Raw genomic sequence first — 19,971 nt, 5'->3', positions numbered from 1 at the left:
AAAGGTCTCCTCCCGTGCCCGAATTCCTGTCCTCCCTGCTGAGCAAGGTGCTGATGTCGGTCCTCCAGACCATCGTCAGCGAACTGGCCATGATGATCTTCCGCACCACCTACGCCAGGTACGGGAGGACGGTCCCGGCCGCGGCCTTCTGAACGGGCCGCTCGGTAAGGTCAGATCAGGATCCGGTCGAGGTCGTATCCCGCCGGGTGTTCCAGCTGCCCGTATCCGCAGGACTCGGGGGTGCGGTCGGTCCGCCAGCGCCGGAACTGCACGTTGTGCCGGAAACGCAGGCCCTCCATGTGGTCGTAGGCGACCTCGCACACCAGTTCGGGGCGCAGCGGCACCCAGGACTGGTCCTTCTTGCCGGTCCAGCGGGAGACCGCGCCCGGCATGCGCTCGTCCTCCCGCTGGGTGGCCCAGGACGCCCAGGGGTGGCCGGCGAAGCCGTCCATCCGGTAGGGCTCCAGCAGCTCCACCAGGCCCCGGCGCCGCTCCATCGTGAACGAGGCCGCCGCCCCCGCGAACTGCAGCCCGTCGGTGTTCCACAGGCCCAGCAGCAGCGAGCCGACGACGGGGCCGCTCTTGTGCCACCGGTACCCGGCCACCACGCAGTCGGCGGTCCGCTCGTGCTTGACCTTGAACATCGTCCGCCTGTCGGGCGTGTAGGGGGCGTCCACCGGCTTGGCGATCACCCCGTCCAGGCCCGCCCCCTCGAACCGTTCGAACCACCGCAGGGCCTCCTCGCGGGAGGTGGTGGCCGAGGTGAGGTGCACCGGGGCGTGCGCCCCTTCCAGCGCCCGGACGAGCCGGGCCCGCCGTTCGGCGAAGGGGGCGTCCAGGAGGGCCTCGCCGTCCAGGGCCAGCAGGTCGAAGGCCACATAGGAGGCCGGGGTCTCCCGCGACAGCAGCCTGATCCGCGACTCGGCGGGGTGGACGCGCTGGGAGAGCGCGTCGAAGTCCAGCCTGCCGCCCCTGCGGACGACCACCTCGCCGTCGACCACGCACCGCTCGGGCAGCTCCCGGCGCAGGGCCTCCACCAGTTCGGGGAAGTACCGGGTGAGCGGACGCTCGGCGCGGCTGGACAGCTCGACCTCGTCGCCGTCCCGGAAGACCAGGCACCGGAACCCGTCGAACTTGGGCTCATAGGAGAAGTCGCCTTCCGGCAGGGCCTTCACGGCCCTGGCGAGCATCGGCGCGACGGGCGGGCTGAGCGGCAGGTCCATGAGCCCAAGATAACCGGGAGCGACCTCGCGATAACCTGGGGGAATGAGGCGCCTCCTGCCAGAGCCCGCGGCCGAGATCGACCCGTACGAGGAGTACCGGGTCGCCGGCCCCTGGCTGAGGGTGGGCATGGTCGCCAGCCTCGACGGTTCGGTGACCGACGAGGAGCACTGGTCGGACGGGTTGGGCGGCAAGGCCGACCAGCGGGTCTTCCGCACCCTGCGGGCCCTCGCCGACGGGATCATGGTCGGTGCGGGGACCGTGCGGACCGGCAGGCTCGGCCCGGTGAGGCTGCCCGCGGAGCTGGCCGCCAGAAGGGGGCGCCCGCCCGCCCCGCTCATCGTGGTCAGCCGCTCCCTGGACCTGGACTTCTCGGCGCCGCTGTTCACCGAGAGCGAGCCGATCCTGGTGACGTCCGACTCCGCCAGGCCGCCGGCGCACGTCCGGGTCGTCTCGGCGGGGGAGGGCGACATCGACCTGCCGCTGGCGCTGCGCCGGCTCCAGGGCGAGCACGGCCTGGGGCACCTCTTGTGCGAGGGAGGCCCGGCGCTGGCGACGTCCCTGCTGGAGGCGGACCTCGTCGACGAGCTGTGCGTCAACATCGCGCCGACCCTCATCGGCTCGCGGCACCACACCCGCATGGTCTGCGACCTGGAGCGCCGCGAGCTGTCCCTGGATTCCGTCTACGCCGACGAGGACGTGCTCTTCCTCAGGTACCTGACGAACCGCCCGCGTCCATGAGCCTGCTGCCTCTGTGCCGCGCCCACCACGCGAGCACCGCGGTGCCCGCGAGCAGCCACGGGACGCCGCCCCATCCCGGTCCCGGACGGGCGGACAGCACCGGCCAGGCCACGGCGAGCAGCCCGAGGAATCCCGAGGCGTGCCAGGCGAGCATCTGGACGGGCGCGCTGTTGCCGAACGGGGTGTCGAAGCCGAGCATCAGATGGGCGGGCAGCACGCCCCGGTAGATCCCGGCCAGCGCCGCCGCGGCGGCTGCGGGAAGACAGGCGAGCGTCCAGAGCGTTCCCGGCGACGGCCCGCCGAGGACCGTGAGGACGGCGCACCACGCCAGGCCCGCCAGGAGCACGGCGAGCAGCGGGCTCACTCCGTGGGCGAGCGCCAGCCGCCCCGGAGGCAGGAGGAAGTAGCGGGCGCGTCCCGGATCGGACGTGTACGCCCGCGCCCCGCCCATGAGCCCGCCGACCGCCAGGTACGCGCAGAGCGGGACGGCGACGGTGAGCGCCGTCCGCAGGGAGACGGGCAGTTCCAGGTCCGTCCGGGCGAACAGGAGGCCCAGCCCGGTGAGGAGGAGGGCGCGGACCAGGGCGGAGCCGTCGCGCAGGATGCCCTGCAGATCCCGCCAGGGGACGAGCAGACGGGCGTCCTTCGGAGGACGCAGCCCCCTGCGGGCGGAGAAGTCGGCATACCTGGAGTCGCCGAGCGTGGCGCGGAACCAGTTCGCCTCGGTGAGCCACAGCCCGGCGCGGATCCCCGACGCGAGGTGCGCGCCGGAGCGCAGCCGGCGAGGGTCGAGCGAGGGCAGCAGCCTCACCCCCGCGACCGCCGCGGCCAGGGCGAGGGCCGCGAGCGCGGCCATGGGCGGCCACAGCGGCCCGGACCCCAGGACCAGCAGGCTCGCCCATCCCCAGGGGCCCGACCAGAGGACGGGATCGACGGCGTCCGGCGGCACCCGTCCCGTCCAGACGAGCGCGGACAGGATGAGCAGGGCGAAGAGCAGCAGGTGGAAGAGGGGCCGGAGCCTGCCGACGAGTCCGCCGCCGTCGTGGGCGGCGAGGACGCCGGCGCCCGAACCGAGCACTCCCAGCAGAGCCCCCGCCGAGGCCGCCCGGACGAGCGCCGCGACGGCGTCGTCGGGCATGGGCAGCGCGGTCCGCCACAGGAACAGCAGGAGCAGGCAGCTTCCGGTCAGCCAGAGCGCGGCCGAGGCCAGGGCCGCGCGCAGCAGGGCGGGCCGCAGGAACGCGTTCCTGGGCAGCGGCAGGGGGAGCACCCAGTCGATGAACGGCACGGAGAGCCGCACCGGCCCGCGCAGAGCCGCGTCCCGGAGCGCGGTCCACGACCCGACGAGCACCGCCGCGGTCAGGGCGAGGGGAAGGACGCGGAGGACCTGGTCGGGAAGGTCCGGCGGCGAAGCGGGGGCGCGGAGCGCGTCCCGGAACGTGAACGCCACGATGGGGACGGCCAGAGCGGCGGTCAGCAGGAAGAAGTACACCCGGTACGCCAGTTCGCCGCGCCCTCCGGTGGAACGCCCGCTCCGGACCAGGCGAAGGACCTCCCGCGTACTGTCCGGAACGGCCTCAGCCATCCGCGGCCCCGCCCGCCTCGCCGCCGACCTCCACCACCCGGTCGGCCACGGCCCGCACGAGCTCGCCGCTGTGCGAGGCGAAGAGGACGGCCGTCCCGGAACGCTTCCGTGCCGTGAGGACCTCGCCCAGCCAGATCCGTGCCGAGCCGTCCAGATGCCGTTCGGGCTCGTCCAGGACGAACAGTTCGGGCTCCGGCGGGAGGAGCAGCGCGGCGATCGCCATCAGCTGCCGCAGCCCGCTGCTCAGCTTGTACGGGCTGAGGTCGCGATGCCCGGCGAGGCGGCACTCCTCCAGCACCTCGTCCACCCGCCGGTCCGCGGCACGGCCCAGCCCGTGCCCCACGGCCACCAGCATCAGGTGCTCCCGCACGGTGAGGTCGGGGAAGTGGCTCACCTCGTCGAGGACCAGGACCCGCCGCCGGAACTCCAGGTCGTGCGGTCTCGGCTCCTCGCCCCGCACCCGTACCGCGCCCTCGTCGGGTCGGTCGATCCCGCACGCGACGCGCAGCAGGGTCGACTTTCCCGAGCCGTTGGGACCGGTCAGCGCGACGCCTTCGCCGGCGGCCAGGACGAGGTCCACCGGCCCGATGGCGCGGGCTCCCCCGTAGGTCCGGACGACTCCGTCGAATTCCACGATCATGCGGTCGTCTTCGGTCGGCGGTTGATCACGTCGGCCAGGCTATCCGGATAAACCATGACCACCTGGCCATCACAGGTCATCTCGGTATCTTGATCTTGACTTGTCCGGTCGTGGATCTTCGTTGTTAGGAAGTTTCCGTAGATCGTATGAAGGAGTCTCCCGTGCGCAAGGCGCTTCTCGCCCTGGCCACTTCCTCCGTGCTGGCTCTGGGGCTCGCCGCGCCGGCCCAGGCCGCACCGCCGCCCTTCGAGGACAATGCCGAGAAGGCGGTGTCCGAGGTCGATCCGACGCTCCGGTTGAGCGAGAGCACGGAGCTGGAGAGCGATTCCTCCCTGGATCCGAGCCAGAAGGTCAAGACCGATGATGTGACGTTCCGGGGGTCGGGAAAGGTCGTCTCCGTGCTGCGCTCGGTCGGCGCCGTCCGGAAGGTGACCGGTGACACGACGGTCGGCAGGGTGCTGCAGAAGAAGAAGGTCAAGCGGGCGAAGGCGGGTGCCCGCGACGTTCTCATCTCCAGCACGGCCGACCAGTACGGGCCGGGGCTGACCATCGCGGCCTGGACCGAACGGACCGGGGTGAACTACCAGGTGATCTCCCGGGACGGCCTCGACCGGGCAGGCCTGCTCAAGGTGGTCAAGGCGCTGCCCGCCGACGACACGAAGGCGTCCCGGAAGGCCAGGCGCGCCGTGGAGTCGGCGCCTCCGGCCCGCAAGCGGGTCGAGTCGCGTTCGGCGAGCAGCCTTTACGTGGACGGCGCGGGAGTCGCCACGGACGACTGGGGGGACGAGGGCACGCTCTGCAACGGCTGCTCCTACTCCACCAGCAACTACACGTTCATGTGGCAGAAGGTCCTGTGGGCCGACAACCGTCTCGCGGCGGGGTCGGTCGACTGCAGCTTCGGTTCGCAGACCGCTTCGGCGACCGTGAACTGGCAGAACTGGATGGGCGTGAGCGCGGACGGGATCGTGGGCGCGACCACCCGGGGCCGCGCGGACAACTACCTCTCCCAGCTCGAGACCGAGAGCGTCCGCTACGCGGGTTATTCGCAGATCCTCTACTTCACCCGGAACTCGAGCAACAACCGCTACATGTTCAACGGCCGTTACTTCGGCTACACCTACACCACTCTCTGCTGAAATCCAGCACAAAAGTAGGAATACCCCTGGGATCGATGATTCCAGGGGTATTTGCGTGACAACCTTCCGGCCGCGGCGGGCGTGTAGTGGATGTCGGTGTGCGGGAGGAGGGCGCGTGAACGAGGCGGAGGCCGATTTCACGAAGTTCGTGCGGGAACGCGGAAGCGGGCTGCTTCGGTTCGCCACCGCGCTCACCGGAGACCGCCACCACGCGGAGGACCTGCTGCAGGCGGTCCTGGAGCGGGCGTACTCCCGCTGGACGAGGATCGCCAGGCGCGGCGACCCCGAATGGTACGTGCGCAGGTCGATCGTCAACGCGGCCAAGGACGGCTGGCGCGGCGACCACCGCAGGAGCGCCGTGCTCGAGAGGCTGGGAGCCGAGGAGGAGTACGCCTACGCGCCGTTCGACGACTACGTGACGCGCGACGCGGTGCGCCGGGCGCTGCACGGCCTGTCCGCGGGGCAGCGCACCGTGCTCGTCCTGCGGTACTGGGAAGGACTGAGCGAAGCCGAGGCGGCCGAGCTCATGGGTGTTTCCGTGGGCACGGTCAAGAGTCAGACCCACCGTGCCGTGAAAGCGCTGCGGACCTCGCTGGAACTGCGTGAGGAGTCCGTCGCCAAACCGGCCGGGAGGAAGCCGTGAGCGATGACCAGCGTCTCGAGTCCATGATCAGGTCGTGTGTGGACCACGAGGTCCGCGAGGTGCTGCTGCCGGCGGGGTTCGCCGAGCGCATCACGGGGCCCCGGCGGCCGAGGCGGTGGCGGACCCCCCTCGGGCTGGTGGCGGCGGTCGCGGTGACCGCCGCGCTGGTCGGGCCGGTCTCGTCCCGGTTCGCACCTGCTGACCCGCTTCCGGCGACCGTGCTGGTGACGCCGAAGCCCAGCGAGCTGGAAGGCAGGGTGAGCGTCACGTACCTCCCTCCGGGGGCGAGGTACCTGAAGGGCGAGACCCGGAAGCGCATGAGCCATCTGCCGGCCCACGAGAACAATTCGGTGTGGATGGGCGCCTACCGGCTGCCGGGACCGGGGACGCGGCTCGCGTGGATCTGGGTGTTCAGCGGCGAGGTCGCCGTCCATGACGTCCTGGTGGACTACCAGATCATTCCCAGGGGGGCGGACCTGAGCCGGGCGCAGGTCTCGAAGGGCGACGCGCTGGTCGGGGAGCACGGGGGGGAGCCGGTCAGGCGCACCGTGCTGCTGGAGCTCGGACCGGGCCTGGTGGTGGCGGTAGAGGCTCTGGGCGTCGATCGCGCCCAGGTGGTGCGGATGGCGGAGGGGGTGAGAATCGGATGAACAGCAGGATCCACTTCACGCGTCGATAACCCCTCCTGATCCCGGCGCTACGCGCCCGGCGGGCCCGCCGCGGTCCGGACGGTCAGGGGTGGGTCGTCCGGACCGTGGCCAGGTTCGCCATGAAGAGCGTGGTGCAGCCGTCGACGAGCTCCTCGCGGGTGGTCTCCAGATCGCCCTGGAGCCAGGCGGTGAGGGCCTCGGCGAAGCCCCCGACGATGAAGCGGGCGGCCAGCACCAGCTCGGGCGAGGCCTCGTGGCCGACGGCGCGGCCCGACATCAGGTCGGTGAACATGTGCGAGGTGTCGAGCCTGCGCCGCATCAGGGCGGTGCTGGCCATCGCCTCGGCCAGCACGAGCCTTCCCTTGCGCGGGTCGTCGCCGAAGTGGTGCACGATGGTGGCGATCACCGCGTGCACGCGGACCCGGGTGTCCTTGGGCGCGTCCAGCAGCGCGGTGACCGAGGCGTCCCGCAGCTCGGCGACGACCGCGTCGTAGACCTCGACGATGAGGGCGTCGAGGTCGGTGAAGCTCTCGTAGAAGTACCGCGGGGTGAGCTTCGCCTGCTCGATCACCCCGCGGACCGTGGTGCCGTGCAGCCCCACGGTCCCCAGCAGTTCGAGACCGGCCTCCATGAGGCGGGCGCGGCGCTCGGCCACCCGGGCCTCCGCGCTCGCGCCGCCGTAGGAACGTCGTCGCCTTGGTCCGGAATCCATCCCCGTATCCTGACAGAAACCTTTATCCAAAGTGAGCCGCGGACGGCGGGGAGACCCGCGAACCGGAACCGGCGCCTACAGGATCGCGCCGGGAGCGTAGGCGGCGGCCTCCGGATACCGCTTGACCAGTTCGTCGACCCGGGAGACGACCGCGCTCACCTGGGCCGCCGCGGCGCCGGTGAAGGACAGCCGGTCGGCCATCAGCTCGTCGAGCGCGGCGCGGTCCAGCGGCAGCCGCTCGTCGGCGGCGAGCCTGGCCAGCAGCTGGTTCTCGGCGGCGCCCTGCTCGCGCATCGCCAGCGCCGAGGCCACGGCGTGCTCCTTGATGACCTCGTGCGCCTCCTCGCGGCCCACCCCGGCCTTGACCGCAGCCATCAGCACCTTGGTGGTGGCCAGGAACGGCAGGTAGCGGTCGAGCTCGCGGGAGACGACGGCGGGGAAGGCCCCGAACTCCTCCAGGACGGTCAGGAACGTCTCGATCAGGCCGTCGGCGGCGAAGAACGCGTCGGGCAGCGCGACCCGGCGCACCACCGAGCAGGAGACGTCGCCCTCGTTCCACTGGTCGCCCGCGAGCTCCGCCGTCATCGACGCGTAGCCGCGCAGGATCACCATGAAGCCGTTGACGCGCTCGCAGGAGCGGGTGTTCATCTTGTGGGGCATGGCCGAGGAGCCGACCTGCCCCTCCTTGAAGCCCTCGGTGACCAGCTCGTGCCCGGCCATCAGCCGGATCGTCTTGGCCAGCGACGACGGCCCGGCCGCGACCTGCACGAGCGCCGAGAGCACGTCGTAGTCCAGCGAGCGCGGGTAGACCTGGCCGACGCTGGTGAAGGCGGTGCCGAAGCCCAGGTGCTCGCTGACCCGCTTCTCCAGCTCCGCGAGCTTGGCGGAGTCCCCGCCGAGGAGGTCCAGCATGTCCTGCGCGGTGCCGACCGGGCCCTTGATGCCGCGCAGCGGGTACCGCGCGATGAGCTCCTCCAGCCGCGCGAACGCCACGCCGATCTCGTCGGCCGCGCCCGCGAACCGCTTGCCCAGCGTGGTGGCCTGCGCCGCGACGTTGTGCGAGCGCCCCGCGATCACCAGCTCGGAGTACTGCGACGCCAGCGACGCCAGCCGCGCCAGCACCGCCACGAGCCGGTCGCGCACGTGCTCCAGGCTGAGGCGGATCTGCAGCTGCTCGACGTTCTCGGTGAGGTCGCGCGAGGTCATGCCCTTGTGCACGTGCTCGTGCCCGGCCAGCGCGTTGAACTCCTCGATCCGCGCCTTCACGTCGTGGCGGGTGACCTTCTCCCGCTCGGCGATCGAGTAGAGGTCGACGTCCTCCAGCACCCGCTCGTAGTCGGCGAGGGCCTGCTCGGGCACCTCGATCCCGAGCGCGGCCTGGGCGCGCAGCACGGCCAGCCACAGCCGCCGCTCCAGCACCACCTTCTGCTCCGGCGACCAGAGCGAGGCGAGCTCCGGCGAGGCGTACCGACCGGCGAGGACATTGGGGATACGAGGCTTGACAGTCACGTTCCCTGAGTCTATCCCGCCTGCTCACCCCCGCCGGAGCACGGGTCCCCGGCAGGGGCGGGCGGGGCGGTCTCAGGCCGCCAGGACCGTGCGGGCGAGGCGGGCGCGGTGCCAGGCGGGGGTGCCGAACAGCTGGGCGGCGCTGTGGGCGCGCTTGAAGTACAGGTGGGCCTGGTGCTCCCAGGTGAAGCCGATGCCGCCGTGGAGCTGGATGGCCTCGGCCGCGCACGTCTGGAAGGCCTCGGCGCAGTAGGACTGGGCCATGGCGGCGCGCTCGGCGTGGTCGGGGGCGTCCTCGGCCAGGGCGCGGGCGGCGTCGCGGCTGAGGGAGCGGGCGGACTCCACCAGGACGTACATGTCGGCCAGGCGGTGCTTGATCGCCTGGAAGGAGCCGATGACGCGGCCGAACTGCTCGCGGGTCTTGACGTACTCGAGGGTCAGCTCCAGGCAGCGTTCGGCGCCGCCGAGCTGCTCGGCGCTCAGGGCGACCGCGGCCACGGCGAGGAGGCGCTCCAGGACGGCCTCGCCGTCGGTGCCGAGCAGGACGGCGGGGGAGCCGTCGAAGGTCACGCGGGCCTGGGGGCGGGTCTGGTCCATCGGGACGAGGGACTCGACGGACGCGGCGGAGGCGTCCACCTCGAAGAGCGCGAGGGAGCCGTCGAGCAGGGCCGGGACGAGGAAGAAGTCGGCCTCGGCACCGTCCAGCACGTGCTCCTTCACGCCGTACAGCCTGCCGTCGCGGACCTCGGCGCGGATCGCGGCCGGGTCCCAGGTGTTGCTCTCGGCCCAGGCGAGCGCGCCGGTGACGGAGCCCTCGGCGAGGTCGGGCAGCCGGTCGTGCGCGCCGGCGGCCAGCAGCGCCTGCGGCACCAGGACGGCCGAGTTCAGGTAGGGCACGGGTGAGACGGCGCGGCCGATCTCCTCGCAGACGATGTGGGTCTCGGCGAGGGTGCAGCCGATGCCGCCGTGCTCCTCGGGGATGGCCAGGCCGAAGGCGCCGAGCTGTTCGGCCAGGACGGCGGCGGCGTCGTCGCGCTGCAGGGCCGAGCGCACCGTGGCGCGGAGCTCGTCCCGCTCGTCGGGGGTCATGGGAGGTCCTCCAGTGGTCTTTCGATGGGTCTTCGGGCCGTCACAGGACCCGGGCGCGCAGTTCGGGCTTGACGACCTTGCCGCCGGGGTTGCGGGGCAGGGCGTCCACGACGTGGAAGTGCCGGGGCACCTTGAAGTTGGCCAGCCGCTCGCGCAGCCAGGAGGTCAGCTCGGCCGGCTCGACGGGGGCGCGGGTGACGAGGAAGGCGGCGCCGACCTCGCCCATCCGCTCGTCGGGCACGCCGATCACCGCGGCGTCGACGACGGCCGGGTGGGTGACGAGCACGTTCTCGATCTCGGCGGGGTAGGCGTTGAAGCCACCGACCACGAACATGTCCTTGAGCCGGTCGGTGATCGTCAGGTAGCCGCGCCCGTCCAGGACGCCGATGTCGCCGGTGTGCAGCCAGCCGTCGGGGTCGATCGCCTCGGCGGTCGCCTCGGGGTCGTCCAGGTAGCCCCGCATCACGTTGTAGCCGCGGACGCAGATCTCACCGAGCTCGGAGATGCGGATCTCGGTGCCGGGGATCGCCGGGCCGGTGGTGGTGGCGACGGTCCGGGCGTCGGAGTCCGGCGGGCACATGGAGACGACGCCGCACTCCGTCAGCCCGTAGGCGGTGACGATGGAGGGAATGCGCAGGTCCTCGCGCATCCGGCGGACGAGGTCCTCGGGGACGTTCGCGGCGCCGGTGACGGCGATGCGCAGGGAGTGCCGGAGCTCGTCGGCCTTCTCCAGCAGGGAGAAGAAGACGGTCGGCGCCCCGGCCAGGACGGTGATGTCCTCGTTCGCGAGCCGGTCGAACACCACGTCGAGGTCGAAGACGGGTTCGGGCACCATCGTCGTGCCGCTCAGCATGCAGACGAAGATCCCGGCCTTGTAGCCGAAGGTGTGGAAGAACGGGTTGACCAGCAGGTAGCGGTCTCCGGGCTGGAGCCCCACGACCTCGGCCCACACCTGGAAGGTCCGCATGTTCTGCTCGTGGGAGCTGAGCACGCCCTTGGGACGGCCCGTCGTGCCGGAGGTGAAGATGATGTCGCAGATGTCGGCGGGGGCGACTTCGGGCAGCGGCCCGGCCCCCGCCGAGCAGGACATGCTGTAGTCGTCGACCATCACGGTCTGCTTCAGGTCGGGCAGTTCCTCGCCCTTGAGCAGGTCGGGGTAGTCCACGCCGAGGAAGCCGGTGACGGTGTACAGCGCGACGGCCTTGCTGCGGCGCAGGATGTCGGCGGCCTCAGGGCCCTTGTAGCGGGTGTTGAGCGGGATGAGGGTGGCGCCCGCGAGGGAGAGGCCGAGGGCCTGCACGATCCAGTGCCTGCTGTTGGGTGCCCAGAGGCCGACCCTGTCGCCGGCTCCGATGCCGCGCGAGACGGCGGCGTGGGCGGCGCGCCGGACTTCGGCGGCGAGCTCGGCGAACGTCCAGCGGACCTCGCCGTCGACGAGGGCCTCGCGATCGCCGTGGGTGGTGGCGGCGTACTCGACGAGCGCCGGGACCGTGTTCGGAACCATCCGGCCTTCTCTCCTCACATCCGACGTGCCCCGGATCTCAGGCCACGCTGCTCTTCCGAGTGGAACAGCGGACGAACTGCGGCCTCACCCTAGGGGCAGGGGGAGCCCGGAGGTCAATGGCCCGTCCCGTGCAGCGGGACGGAGGGGGCCCGAGGCCGGTTCGCGGCCTCCGCCGGGCCCCGGCCGTCCGGTTCCGGGAAGGGCTCCCACGGAGTGGGACCGGGACCCGATTCTTTCTAACAACCGTTTGGTAGAGTCGCGGGCATGAACGAGACGCCCGAGGACAAGGCCTTCCGCGAAGAGGTGCGCGCCTGGCTCGCCGAGCACCTGAACGGCGACTTCGCCCACGCCCGCGGGCTGGGCGGCCCCGGACGCGAGCACGAGGCCTTCGAGATCCGGTCCGAGTGGGAGCGCCACATGGCCGCCCACGGCTGGACCTGCGTGGGCTGGCCGGTGGAGTACGGAGGCCGGGGCGCCTCGGTCGAGCAGCAGGTCATCTTCCACGAAGAGTACGCGCTGGCCGACGGCCCCGCCCGGGTCAACCACATCGGCGAGAACCTCATCGGGCCGACGATCATCGCCTACGGCACCGAGGAGCAGAAGAAGCGCTTCCTCCCGCCGATCGTCGCCGCCACCGAACTGTGGTGCCAGGGCTACTCCGAGCCCAACGCCGGCTCCGACCTGGCCAACGTGCAGACCAAGGCCGTCCTCGACGGCGACGTCTGGAAGGTCACCGGGCAGAAGGTCTGGACGTCGCTGGCGCTGGAGTCCCAGTGGTGCTTCGTCGTCTGCCGCACCGAACCCGGCTCGTCCCGCCACCACGGGCTGTCCTACCTGCTGGTCCCGATGGACCAGCCCGGGGTGGAGATCCGCCCGATCATCCAGATCACCGGCACCAGCGAGTTCAACGAGGTCTTCTTCGACGACGCCGTCACCGACGCGTCCCACATCATCGGCGCGCCCGGCGAGGGCTGGAAGATCGCGATGGCCACCCTCGGCTTCGAGCGCGGCGTCGCCACCCTCGGCCAGCAGGTCGGCTTCCGCCGCGAGTTCGAGGGCGTCGCCGAACTGGCGCGCAAGACCGGCGCGATCGACGACCCGCTGCTGCGCGACCGGCTCACCCGCTCCTACATCGAGCTCGAGGCGATGCGCCTCAACGCCGTCCGGATCATGGAGGGCGTCGCGGCGGGCGCGCCGGGCCCCGAGTCGTCGATCTCCAAGCTGGTCTGGGGCACCTGGCACCGCGACCTCGGCGAGATCGCCATGGAGGTCCTCGGCGCCGCGGGCACCCTCGCCCAGGGCGAGCCCTACGACCTCGACGACTGGCAGCGGCTGTTCCTGTTCTCCCGCTCCGACACCATCTACGCGGGGTCGAACGAGATCCAGCGCAACATCATCTCCGAGCGGGTGCTCGGCCTTCCCCGCGAGGCGCGTCCGTGAGAGCCCGCGCAGCCGTGCGGGCCCTCCGCGCCGCCTCGCACCCGCAGGAGTGCCATGTGCGCGCGCCGGCGTGATGCCGAAGGCACCGCCGCCACGCGGGCGACGCGGAGGGCCGAACTGCTCTCCGCGATCGCCGAGGTCTTCGCCGACCGCGGATACGCCGCGACGACCGTCAGGGAGGCCGCGGAGGCCGCCGGGATCCTCGGAGGCAGCCTCTACTACCACTTCGACTCCAAGGAGTCGATGGTCGACGAGGTCCTCTCGACGTTCCTGAACGAGATGTGGGGCGACTACGACAAGGTCCTCGCCTCGGGCATGGACGCGACCGCGACGCTCCGGGCGCTGGTCGCGTCGTCGTTCAAGAGCATCGAACGGCACCGCGCGGCCGTCGTCATCTACCAGAACGAGTCCAAGCACCTGGCGCAGAACGAGCGCTTCGGATACCTGACGGAGTCCCAGCGCAGGTTCGAGAGCACCTGGAAGGGCCTCCTGGCGCAGGGCGTCGAGGAGGGCGCTCTGCGCTCCGACCTCAACACAGGGTTGATCTACCGGTTCATCCGCGACACCGTCTGGGTCGCGGCCTCCTGGTACCAGCCAGGCGGGCGGCTCGACGCCGAGGAGATCGCCCAGCAGTACCTCGCCATGGTCCTCGAGGGGATCCAGGCGAACCAGCACCCCGCGACGTAAGGAGAACCCCCATGGCCGAGGCATACATCGTCGACGCCGTCCGCACCCCCGTGGGCCGCCGCGGCGGCTCGCTGTCCGGAGTGCACCCGGCCGACCTGGGCGCGTACGCGCTCAAGGCCCTGATGGAGCGGACGGGCATCGACCCGGCCGCCGTCGAGGACGTCGTGTTCGGCTGCGTCGACAACGTCGGCCCGCAGGCCGGCGACATCGCCCGCACCGCATGGCTGGCCGCCGGCCTCCCCGAGGAGGTCCCCGGCGTGACCGTCGACCGCCAGTGCGGCTCCTCCCAGCAGGCCGTGCACTTCGCCGCCCAGGCCGTGCTCTCCGGCACGTCCGACCTCGTCGTGGCGGGCGGCGTGCAGAACATGTCGCAGATCCCGATCTCCTACGCGATGCTCGCGGGCGAGCCCCTCGGCTTCACCCAGGGCCCGTTCGTCGGCTCCAAGGGCTGGGTCGCCCGCTACGGCGACGGCGAGGTCTCCCAGTTCAACGGCGCCGAGATGATCGCCGCGCAGTGGGACATCTCCCGCGAGGCGATGGAGGAGTTCTCCTACAACTCCCACCAGCGCGCCATCAACGCCATCGACAACGGCTACTTCTCCCGCGAGACCATCGAGGTCGAGGGCCTCACCCAGGACGAGTGCCCGCGCCGCGACACCACCATCGAGAAGATGCGCGGCCTGAAGACCCTGGTCGAGGGCGGCCGCCTCACCGCCGCGCTCTCCTCCCAGATCTCCGACGGCTCCGCCGCCCTGCTGATCGCCTCCGAGGAGGCCGTCCGCACCCACGGCCTCACCCCCCGCGCCCGCATCCACCACATCAGCGCCCGCGGCGAGGACCCCATCCGCATGCTGAGCGCCCCCATCCCGGCCACCGCGTACGCGATGAAGAAGACCGGCATGACCATGGACCAGATCGACTCGGTCGAGATCAACGAGGCGTTCGCCCCCGTCGTCCTGGCCTGGCTGAAGGACACCGGCTACGACCCCGCCAAGACCAACCCCAACGGCGGCGCCATCGCCCTCGGCCACCCCCTCGGCGCCACCGGCGCCCGCCTCATGACCACCCTCCTGCACGAACTCGAGCGCACCGGCGGCCGCTACGGCCTCCAGACCATGTGCGAAGGCGGCGGCCAGGCCAACGTCACCATCCTCGAACGCCTCTGACCCCACCCATCTTGAGGAGGTAGCCCCGGCGCGGGGGCTGCCTCCTCTTGTCCTTCCACCGGCCTGAGCTGCCCCGCACGTCCTGCGGCTTTCGTGGCCTGTTCGACCGAGTGGGGCGCCAGGGCGTCCGGCGGCCGCTTTCAGGAAGCCGCGCCCGGGTCGAGGAGCGTCTCTCCGCACGCGGCCCGCCCGGCCACCGCCGGAAAGGCGGTCAGAGAGAGGCGGGCAGGGGGCCGAAGAGCCAGTTGCCGGGGGAGTGCTCGTCGGGGCTGCGGAAGTACTGCTCGTTGGCGAGGTGGAGTTCCTCGCGGCTGAGCCAGCCGTTGGAGTCCAGGTCGAGGTGGTCGAACGCGGCCTGCCCGTCCGTCTCGGTCATCCGGAAGGCGCTTCCCGCCATGCGGAGGTACTCGGTGCGGGTGATGCGGCCGTCGCCGTCGGTGTCCATCAGGTCGTAGAAGGCGTCGGCGACCGGCGCGATGTGCTCGCGGTACCCCTCGCCGCGTGCGGTGACGAACGTGTCGAATCCGGCCGCGAACTCCGCGACGTCCACCCTTTCGTCGCCGTCGGCGTCCATGGGGAGCGTCACCTCGTCCCACAGTTTGGCGTACCGCTCCCGGACCCGCCGAGACTCGGCCGAGCCGGGCGCGAACCCGAACGCGGTGACGAGGCGGTCGGCCGAGGCGGTGTAGTCCATCTTGTCGACGGTCCCGTCGTCGTCGACGTCCAGGAGGGCGAACAGGTGGGCCATCTTGCGCCGCAGCACGTCGTTGGGCATGAAGTGAACTCCCCTCGGAAGACTGATTACTCTAACCGTTCGAGAATTTACTATCCGTTAGCACTCGTGGGAACCTGGCCCGGTGGCCATACATGTGATTGATGGGGCGAACGGTTTCGTGGGCTCCCACTTGATCGGGGCCCTGCTGGCGCGCGGGGACGAGGTGGTCGGCCTGGCCCGGGCATCCCCAGAGGTGGTGCGTCGCAGAGTCTCGGACGCCCTGTTCTGCCTCGGCCTCGACGAAGCGCTCACCGGCCGGCTCCGGGTGCGGGGGCTCGCGCTGGACCGGCCGGACCTCGGCCTGGCCTCGGAAGACCTCGCGGAGGTCTTCGCCGAGCCCTGCGTCTACTGGCACAACGCCGCACTCATCACCTTCTTCCCACGCCGCGAGGAGGAGCTCCTCGCCGTCAACGTGACGGGTTCGGCGAACACCCTGGCGGCCTACGAACGGCACGCGCGGCCCGGATCGCGCTACATCTCCCTCGGCACGGCCTACCAGTGCGGGCTCGACACCCGGGACGTCCCCGAGAGCTGGCCCGTCCACGCCCCGCCGGAGAGGTTCCGCAACTTCTACGAGTACTCCAAACGCGAGGCGGAGATCGCGCTGGCCCGCTCGCGGACGGCCGCCGCGGGCGACGCGCTGGTGGCCAGACTCGGCGTGATGGCGGGCCACTCCCGGACGGGCAGGGCCCTGACCGACTACGGGCTGTACGACTTCCTCCGGGTGATGGCCTTCTTCGCCCGCCGCAGCCCCGGCGGACGGGTCCGGCTGCCCTGCCACCCGGACGCCAACGTGCACCTGACGCCCGTCGACACCACGGTCGCCCGGCTGCTCGCCCTCGCCGACGGGGACTTCGACCGTCCCGTCTGCCATGTGGTGAACGGGACGGGTGTGCGAGTTCGCGACCTTTTCGCCGCGATCAGCGCCCGGCTGCCGATCGAGCTGGTGCCGGCCGCCCCCGAGGAGATCGAGGCCGAGCCGTTCGACCGGTTCGAGGCGGTGGTCAACATGCGCGCCAAGTACACCGCGACGTACTTCCGCCACCACTACGACTTCGCGTGGCACCAGGCCGCGGCTCCGCCCGCGGTCACCGCCGAGACCGTGGACCGCCTGGTCTCCTGGTACGTCAAGGAAGGACTGCCGGAATGAGCGACTTCGTCTCCCACCTGCGCGGACGGCTCCGCGACGACCGCGCGTTCGTCTTCGTCCAGGACGACCTGCGGACGGTGCGCCTCACCTTCACCGAACTGGACCGGCGGGCGCGGGCCGCGGCGGTGCGGCTCACCGAACTCGGCATGACCGATCAGCCCGTGCTGCTGCTCTACCCGGCCGGTCTCGACTTCACCGTCGCGTTCCTCGGCTGCCTGTACGCCCGCGCGCTCGCCGTCCCGGCCCCCCTCCCGCAGGCGGGGGCGCAGCATGCGGCCCGCGTACGCGCCCTCGCCGAGGACTCCGGCGCCCGCCTGGTCCTCACCGACGCGACGCACGAGTCGGCGTTCGACGGCCTTCCGGCCATGGTCCTCGAAGAGACCGCCGACCCGGACGCCTGGATCCCGCCCGCGATGACCGGCGACACCATCGCCTACCTGCAGTACACCTCCGGCTCGACGAGCGAGCCGCGCGGAGTCGAGGTCTCGCACCGCGGACTCCTGCACAACCTCGGGCTGTTCCGGAGGCTGTCCGGCGACGTCCCGCCCCGGCGGCTCGCCGGATGGCTGCCGCACTACCACGACATGGGGCTGGTCGGCCTGCAGTTGCAGGCACTGCACACGGGCGCCGATCTGGTGTTCATGTCGCCGAACGCCTTCGTCGCACGCCCGGTGCGCTGGCTGGAGATGATCAGCAGGTACCGGGCCGATTGGACGGTGTCTCCGGATTTCGGATACTCCTGGTGCACCCGCAGGATCACCGACGGGGAACGCGCCGGCCTGGACCTGTCCTCCTTGGCCATGGCGCTCAGCGGAGCCGAGCCGATCAACCCCGGCACGCTCGCCGGTTTCGAGCGGAAGTTCGCCCCCGCCGGTTTCCGCCCGACCACCTGGAACCCCGGATATGGCCTGGCGGAGTGCACCCTGATGGTCACCTGCACACCACGGGGCCTGGGCCCGACCATCCGCGGCTTCGCCCCCGCCGCACTCGAACGCCGCCGGGCCGTCCCCGCCGACGATGGTGTCCCCCTGGTGGCGTGCGGCTCGCCCAACGGCCTGGACCTGCGGATCGTCGACCCGGACGGCCTCGCCCCGCTGCCCGACGGCCGGATCGGCGAGATCTGGGTGGCCGGTCCGAGCGTGGCCGCCGGTTACCGAGGCCACCTGGACGCCACCCGCGAGACCTTCCGCACCACCGGCGACGGCCGCTGGTTGCGCACCGGCGATCTGGGCTTCCTCTTGGAAGGACAGCTCTACGTCACCGGACGGCTCAAGGACGTCATCATCGTCCGGGGCCGCAACCTCTACCCGCAGGATCTGGAGGAGGCGGCCCGCGAGGCCCATCCCGCGTCCGGACGCGGCGCCGCGTTCGGCGTCGTGAACCCGGATGCCGGAGAACACGTCGTCCTGGTCCAGGAGATGCGCCGGGGCCGGCAGGAGCACGCCGGCGAGGTGGCCGACCGGATCCTGGACCGGCTGGCCGAACGGTTCGGCGTCCCGGTGAGCCTGGTCCTGGTGGGCCACGGCGAGGTGCGCCAGACCACCAGCGGCAAACTCCGCCGACGGCACATGCGGGACCTCTTCCTCCGGGGAGAACTCCCCTTCGTGCACGCCGAACTGGAACCCCCGCTGAAAGGCCTGCTGCACGCCGGTTCGTGAGTGGTGTCCGATCCTGGAGAAGCCCATGTCCGACCCCGACCTGCGCCGGTGGCTCACCGAGAAGGTGGCCGAATACCTCGGCCTTTCACCCGCCGAGATCGACCCGGCGGCCAAGCTCCGCGGCTACGGCCTGGAATCGGTGCACGCGCTGATCCTGTGCGTGGACATCGAGGAGACCACGGGCCTGCTGGTCGACCCGGCCCTCCCCTGGGACCATCCCACCGTCGACGCCCTCGCCGCCCACCTGACCGGGCTCTTGGCCCAGAACCCACCGAACGAATACGACGACCGGCACGAGGACGCGGAATGAATCCCTTCATCACACACTGACCTGGTGGTTCTGTAGGACGTGGCGGCCGGCGCGGTGGAGACAGCGGTGTAGTTCGGCCAGAACCTTGTTCGAACTGCACGTTCGCATGACGCCCCGGTTCCGAGGCGTCGGGTGAGTGTCACCTGCGGTAGGTGCGTGTCCTCCCGTACGGGCGGAAACCCATTCCCCGGTACAGCTCCTGGGGCACGGGGTAGGCGGCGTCGCCTCGCGGGCAGACGATCGCGCGTTCTCCGCCCGCCTCGGCCAGGGCGTGCAGGGCGGCGAGGCAGACGGCGCGGGCGAGGCCGAGGCGGCGGAACTCCGGGTCGGTGCCGACCGGTTCGATGAGGCCGACGCGGTGGACGTCGTCGTACCAGATCAGGCAGTTGCTGGCGAAGTGTCCGTTCGGGGCTTCGACCACCCAGTCCAGGCCGGTCCGATAGGGCCAGACCGTCATGAGCGTGCCGTAGGACTCCCGGGTCACTTTGGTGGAGTTCCAGGCGGCCTGGTGCACGGCCACCCGCCTGTCCAGGTCTTCCACGCCCCGGACGGCCCGTGCCGTGAAGCCCTCCGGCAGCACCGGATCCGGCAGGTCGTCGAGCTCCCGGACGTGATGGGCGAAGAAGGGCGCGTCGTCGTCCACCGGCTCGTATCCGCGCTTCAGCAGCGCCTCTCGTACGTCGTTCTGCGCGTCCAGCGGGTTGATCTCACGGGTTCCGTCGCCGGCCAGTTCGTCGAACCAGTCCAGGACCTCCGCCGGCAACCCGGGATACGCCGGATCGATCTGCAACCGCAGGTCGTCGGGGAGCTGCGCCCATGCCCAGGCGACGACCCGGCCGTCGTCCTCCCACAGTGCGATCGGCCAGTCGGCCTGCTCGGCGGGGAACATGAACCGCCCCCAGGCGAGGTCTCCGACGTGGTGAGGGTCGGCGAGGGACCAGACCCGCTGTGTCAGTTCCTGCATCGCCCTCAGATCGCGCACGCCTTCGTACTTCCGCATGGTGACCGCCATATCGGCTGATATTTCCACACGGGATTGCTCCGCCGCCCGGTCATTCTCCCCGGCCGCCCGGCATGATCCTGGAGAACATCAGCATGTCCTTCCGCTCACAGGCGACCTCCTGCCGGGATCTGAGCAGGCCATCGTCCGTGAAACCGGCATGGAGCGCGGTCGCCTTCGAATCCGAAGGCGGGCATCTTCAACTCTTCGTGCGTGGCCGAAGTCCGACCCTGGTCGGGGACGGCAGAGGGCCGGCCCGACGAGAGGCGGCCAGGGAGCCGGTACGCGCCCTCGCGGTCCTCGAAGGTCTCCGCTTCCGTCGACCGGAGCGTTCGTCGGCGGCGCCTTCGCCGGG

General features: G+C 71.3%; 20 protein-coding genes. 11 read left to right on the top strand and 9 right to left on the bottom strand.

The features are described from left to right. The first annotated feature begins 14 nt into the window (after window positions 1-14). Window positions 15-152: a hypothetical protein gene (locus ABD327_RS17555; RefSeq protein WP_344451485.1), complete on the top strand. Its 138-nt coding sequence runs from the start codon at window positions 15-17 to the stop codon at window positions 150-152. Window positions 153-170: 18 nt separating this feature from the next. Here ABD327_RS17555 and ABD327_RS17550 read toward each other — a convergent pair whose 3' ends face one another. Further along, entirely contained in the window at window positions 171-1,223 is a 1,053-nt protein-coding gene (locus ABD327_RS17550) for an ATP-dependent DNA ligase (RefSeq protein ID WP_344451483.1), read from the bottom strand. A gap of 43 nt (window positions 1,224-1,266) precedes the next feature. Here ABD327_RS17550 and ABD327_RS17545 point away from each other — a divergent pair, with 43 nt between their 5' ends. Further along, complete coding sequence (locus ABD327_RS17545; protein WP_344451482.1) at window positions 1,267-1,962, top strand: dihydrofolate reductase family protein; 696 nt, start codon at window positions 1,267-1,269, stop codon at window positions 1,960-1,962. On the opposite strand, the gene ABD327_RS17540 is transcribed toward ABD327_RS17545, so the two are convergent. Both ABD327_RS17540 and ABD327_RS17535 read right to left on the bottom strand, forming a co-directional pair. After that, window positions 1,931-3,547, bottom strand: a complete 1,617-nt coding sequence (locus tag ABD327_RS17540; RefSeq protein WP_344451481.1) for a DUF6297 family protein — start codon at window positions 3,545-3,547, stop codon at window positions 1,931-1,933. The genes ABD327_RS17545 and ABD327_RS17540 overlap by 32 nt on opposite strands. Further along, complete coding sequence (locus ABD327_RS17535) at window positions 3,540-4,187, bottom strand: ATP-binding cassette domain-containing protein (RefSeq protein WP_344451480.1); 648 nt, start codon at window positions 4,185-4,187, stop codon at window positions 3,540-3,542. The genes ABD327_RS17540 and ABD327_RS17535 overlap by 8 nt, the downstream gene beginning before the upstream one ends. Window positions 4,188-4,348: 161 nt before the next feature. Here ABD327_RS17535 and ABD327_RS17530 point away from each other — a divergent pair, with 161 nt between their 5' ends. The 3 genes from ABD327_RS17530 (at window position 4,349) to ABD327_RS17520 (ending at window position 6,616) form a co-directional block, all read left to right on the top strand. Beyond that, window positions 4,349-5,323, top strand: a complete 975-nt coding sequence (locus ABD327_RS17530; RefSeq protein WP_344451479.1) for a peptidoglycan-binding domain-containing protein — start codon at window positions 4,349-4,351, stop codon at window positions 5,321-5,323. Between the two features lie 115 nt (window positions 5,324-5,438). After that, window positions 5,439-5,966 (top strand): SigE family RNA polymerase sigma factor, encoded by a 528-nt coding sequence (locus ABD327_RS17525; RefSeq protein ID WP_344451478.1) that lies wholly within the window; start codon window positions 5,439-5,441, stop codon window positions 5,964-5,966. Then, entirely contained in the window at window positions 5,963-6,616 is a 654-nt protein-coding gene (locus ABD327_RS17520; RefSeq protein ID WP_344451477.1) for a hypothetical protein, read from the top strand. The genes ABD327_RS17525 and ABD327_RS17520 overlap by 4 nt, the downstream gene beginning before the upstream one ends. Before the next feature lie 82 nt (window positions 6,617-6,698). On the opposite strand, the gene ABD327_RS17515 is transcribed toward ABD327_RS17520, so the two are convergent. From ABD327_RS17515 to ABD327_RS17500, 4 genes are all read right to left on the bottom strand, one after another. Further along, complete coding sequence (locus ABD327_RS17515) at window positions 6,699-7,328, bottom strand: TetR/AcrR family transcriptional regulator (protein ID WP_344451476.1); 630 nt, start codon at window positions 7,326-7,328, stop codon at window positions 6,699-6,701. 75 nt (window positions 7,329-7,403) lie between these two features. Further along, complete coding sequence (gene purB, locus ABD327_RS17510) at window positions 7,404-8,837, bottom strand: adenylosuccinate lyase (protein ID WP_344451475.1); 1,434 nt, start codon at window positions 8,835-8,837, stop codon at window positions 7,404-7,406. 72 nt (window positions 8,838-8,909) lie between these two features. Continuing rightward, window positions 8,910-9,926 (bottom strand): acyl-CoA dehydrogenase family protein, encoded by a 1,017-nt coding sequence (locus ABD327_RS17505; protein WP_344451474.1) that lies wholly within the window; start codon window positions 9,924-9,926, stop codon window positions 8,910-8,912. A gap of 40 nt (window positions 9,927-9,966) precedes the next feature. Beyond that, window positions 9,967-11,430 carry a FadD3 family acyl-CoA ligase gene (locus ABD327_RS17500; RefSeq protein ID WP_344451473.1) on the bottom strand — a complete coding sequence of 488 codons (1,464 nt, stop codon included), beginning with the start codon at window positions 11,428-11,430 and terminating at the stop codon, window positions 9,967-9,969. A 264-nt stretch (window positions 11,431-11,694) separates the two neighbouring features. Between ABD327_RS17500 and ABD327_RS17495 the strand changes: the two genes are divergently transcribed. Genes ABD327_RS17495 through ABD327_RS17485 form a run of 3 tightly spaced genes read left to right on the top strand, consistent with a single transcriptional unit; the run spans window position 11,695 to window position 14,723 of the window. Next, window positions 11,695-12,870 carry an acyl-CoA dehydrogenase family protein gene (locus ABD327_RS17495; protein WP_344451472.1) on the top strand — a complete coding sequence of 392 codons (1,176 nt, stop codon included), beginning with the start codon at window positions 11,695-11,697 and terminating at the stop codon, window positions 12,868-12,870. 54 nt (window positions 12,871-12,924) lie between these two features. Then, complete coding sequence (locus ABD327_RS17490) at window positions 12,925-13,557, top strand: TetR/AcrR family transcriptional regulator (protein ID WP_344451471.1); 633 nt, start codon at window positions 12,925-12,927, stop codon at window positions 13,555-13,557. An 11-nt stretch (window positions 13,558-13,568) separates the two neighbouring features. Then, window positions 13,569-14,723, top strand: coding sequence for an acetyl-CoA C-acetyltransferase (locus ABD327_RS17485; protein WP_344451469.1), 1,155 nt, complete (start codon window positions 13,569-13,571; stop codon window positions 14,721-14,723). Between the two features lie 211 nt (window positions 14,724-14,934). Here the strand turns inward: ABD327_RS17485 and ABD327_RS17480 are convergent, their stop codons facing one another. Continuing rightward, a complete protein-coding gene (locus ABD327_RS17480; RefSeq protein WP_344451468.1) occupies window positions 14,935-15,498 on the bottom strand; it encodes an EF-hand domain-containing protein in 564 nt (187 codons plus the stop codon). 82 nt (window positions 15,499-15,580) lie between these two features. On the opposite strand from ABD327_RS17480, the gene ABD327_RS17475 reads away from it, so the two are divergent. Genes ABD327_RS17475 through ABD327_RS17465 form a run of 3 tightly spaced genes read left to right on the top strand, consistent with a single transcriptional unit; the run spans window position 15,581 to window position 18,616 of the window. After that, a complete protein-coding gene (locus ABD327_RS17475; RefSeq protein WP_344451467.1) occupies window positions 15,581-16,648 on the top strand; it encodes an SDR family oxidoreductase in 1,068 nt (355 codons plus the stop codon). Then, the gene (locus ABD327_RS17470) at window positions 16,645-18,306 is read left to right on the top strand and encodes a fatty acyl-AMP ligase (protein WP_344451466.1); all 1,662 of its coding nucleotides are present in this window, start codon (window positions 16,645-16,647) and stop codon (window positions 18,304-18,306) included. The genes ABD327_RS17475 and ABD327_RS17470 overlap by 4 nt, the downstream gene beginning before the upstream one ends. A 25-nt stretch (window positions 18,307-18,331) precedes the next feature. Then, complete coding sequence (locus ABD327_RS17465) at window positions 18,332-18,616, top strand: acyl carrier protein (RefSeq protein WP_344451465.1); 285 nt, start codon at window positions 18,332-18,334, stop codon at window positions 18,614-18,616. Between the two features lie 139 nt (window positions 18,617-18,755). On the opposite strand, the gene ABD327_RS17460 is transcribed toward ABD327_RS17465, so the two are convergent. Next, window positions 18,756-19,616, bottom strand: coding sequence for a GNAT family N-acetyltransferase (locus ABD327_RS17460; RefSeq protein WP_344451464.1), 861 nt, complete (start codon window positions 19,614-19,616; stop codon window positions 18,756-18,758). Window positions 19,617-19,971 lie beyond the last annotated feature (355 nt).

It is taken from the genome of Actinocorallia aurantiaca, assembly GCF_039533685.1.
In the GTDB taxonomy this organism is placed as follows: domain Bacteria; phylum Actinomycetota; class Actinomycetes; order Streptosporangiales; family Streptosporangiaceae; genus Actinocorallia; species Actinocorallia aurantiaca.
This window is presented reverse-complemented; position numbering and strand designations above follow the sequence as displayed.

What these genes read in the sequence shown, in the direction of transcription:
- ABD327_RS17550 (WP_344451483.1), bottom strand. Translation starts at nt 1,223, where the DNA reads ATGGACCTGCCGCTCAGCCCGCCCGTCGCGCCGATGCTCGCCAGGGCC.
- ABD327_RS17545 (WP_344451482.1), top strand. Translation starts at nt 1,267, where the DNA reads ATGAGGCGCCTCCTGCCAGAGCCCGCGGCCGAGATCGACCCGTACGAG.
- ABD327_RS17540 (WP_344451481.1), bottom strand. Translation starts at nt 3,547, where the DNA reads ATGGCTGAGGCCGTTCCGGACAGTACGCGGGAGGTCCTTCGCCTGGTC.
- ABD327_RS17535 (WP_344451480.1), bottom strand. Translation starts at nt 4,187, where the DNA reads ATGATCGTGGAATTCGACGGAGTCGTCCGGACCTACGGGGGAGCCCGC.
- ABD327_RS17515 (WP_344451476.1), bottom strand. Translation starts at nt 7,328, where the DNA reads ATGGATTCCGGACCAAGGCGACGACGTTCCTACGGCGGCGCGAGCGCG.
- ABD327_RS17505 (WP_344451474.1), bottom strand. Translation starts at nt 9,926, where the DNA reads ATGACCCCCGACGAGCGGGACGAGCTCCGCGCCACGGTGCGCTCGGCC.
- ABD327_RS17500 (WP_344451473.1), bottom strand. Translation starts at nt 11,430, where the DNA reads ATGGTTCCGAACACGGTCCCGGCGCTCGTCGAGTACGCCGCCACCACC.
- ABD327_RS17495 (WP_344451472.1), top strand. Translation starts at nt 11,695, where the DNA reads ATGAACGAGACGCCCGAGGACAAGGCCTTCCGCGAAGAGGTGCGCGCC.
- ABD327_RS17490 (WP_344451471.1), top strand. Translation starts at nt 12,925, where the DNA reads ATGTGCGCGCGCCGGCGTGATGCCGAAGGCACCGCCGCCACGCGGGCG.
- ABD327_RS17485 (WP_344451469.1), top strand. Translation starts at nt 13,569, where the DNA reads ATGGCCGAGGCATACATCGTCGACGCCGTCCGCACCCCCGTGGGCCGC.
- ABD327_RS17480 (WP_344451468.1), bottom strand. Translation starts at nt 15,498, where the DNA reads ATGCCCAACGACGTGCTGCGGCGCAAGATGGCCCACCTGTTCGCCCTC.
- ABD327_RS17470 (WP_344451466.1), top strand. Translation starts at nt 16,645, where the DNA reads ATGAGCGACTTCGTCTCCCACCTGCGCGGACGGCTCCGCGACGACCGC.
- ABD327_RS17465 (WP_344451465.1), top strand. Translation starts at nt 18,332, where the DNA reads ATGTCCGACCCCGACCTGCGCCGGTGGCTCACCGAGAAGGTGGCCGAA.
- ABD327_RS17460 (WP_344451464.1), bottom strand. Translation starts at nt 19,616, where the DNA reads ATGCGGAAGTACGAAGGCGTGCGCGATCTGAGGGCGATGCAGGAACTG.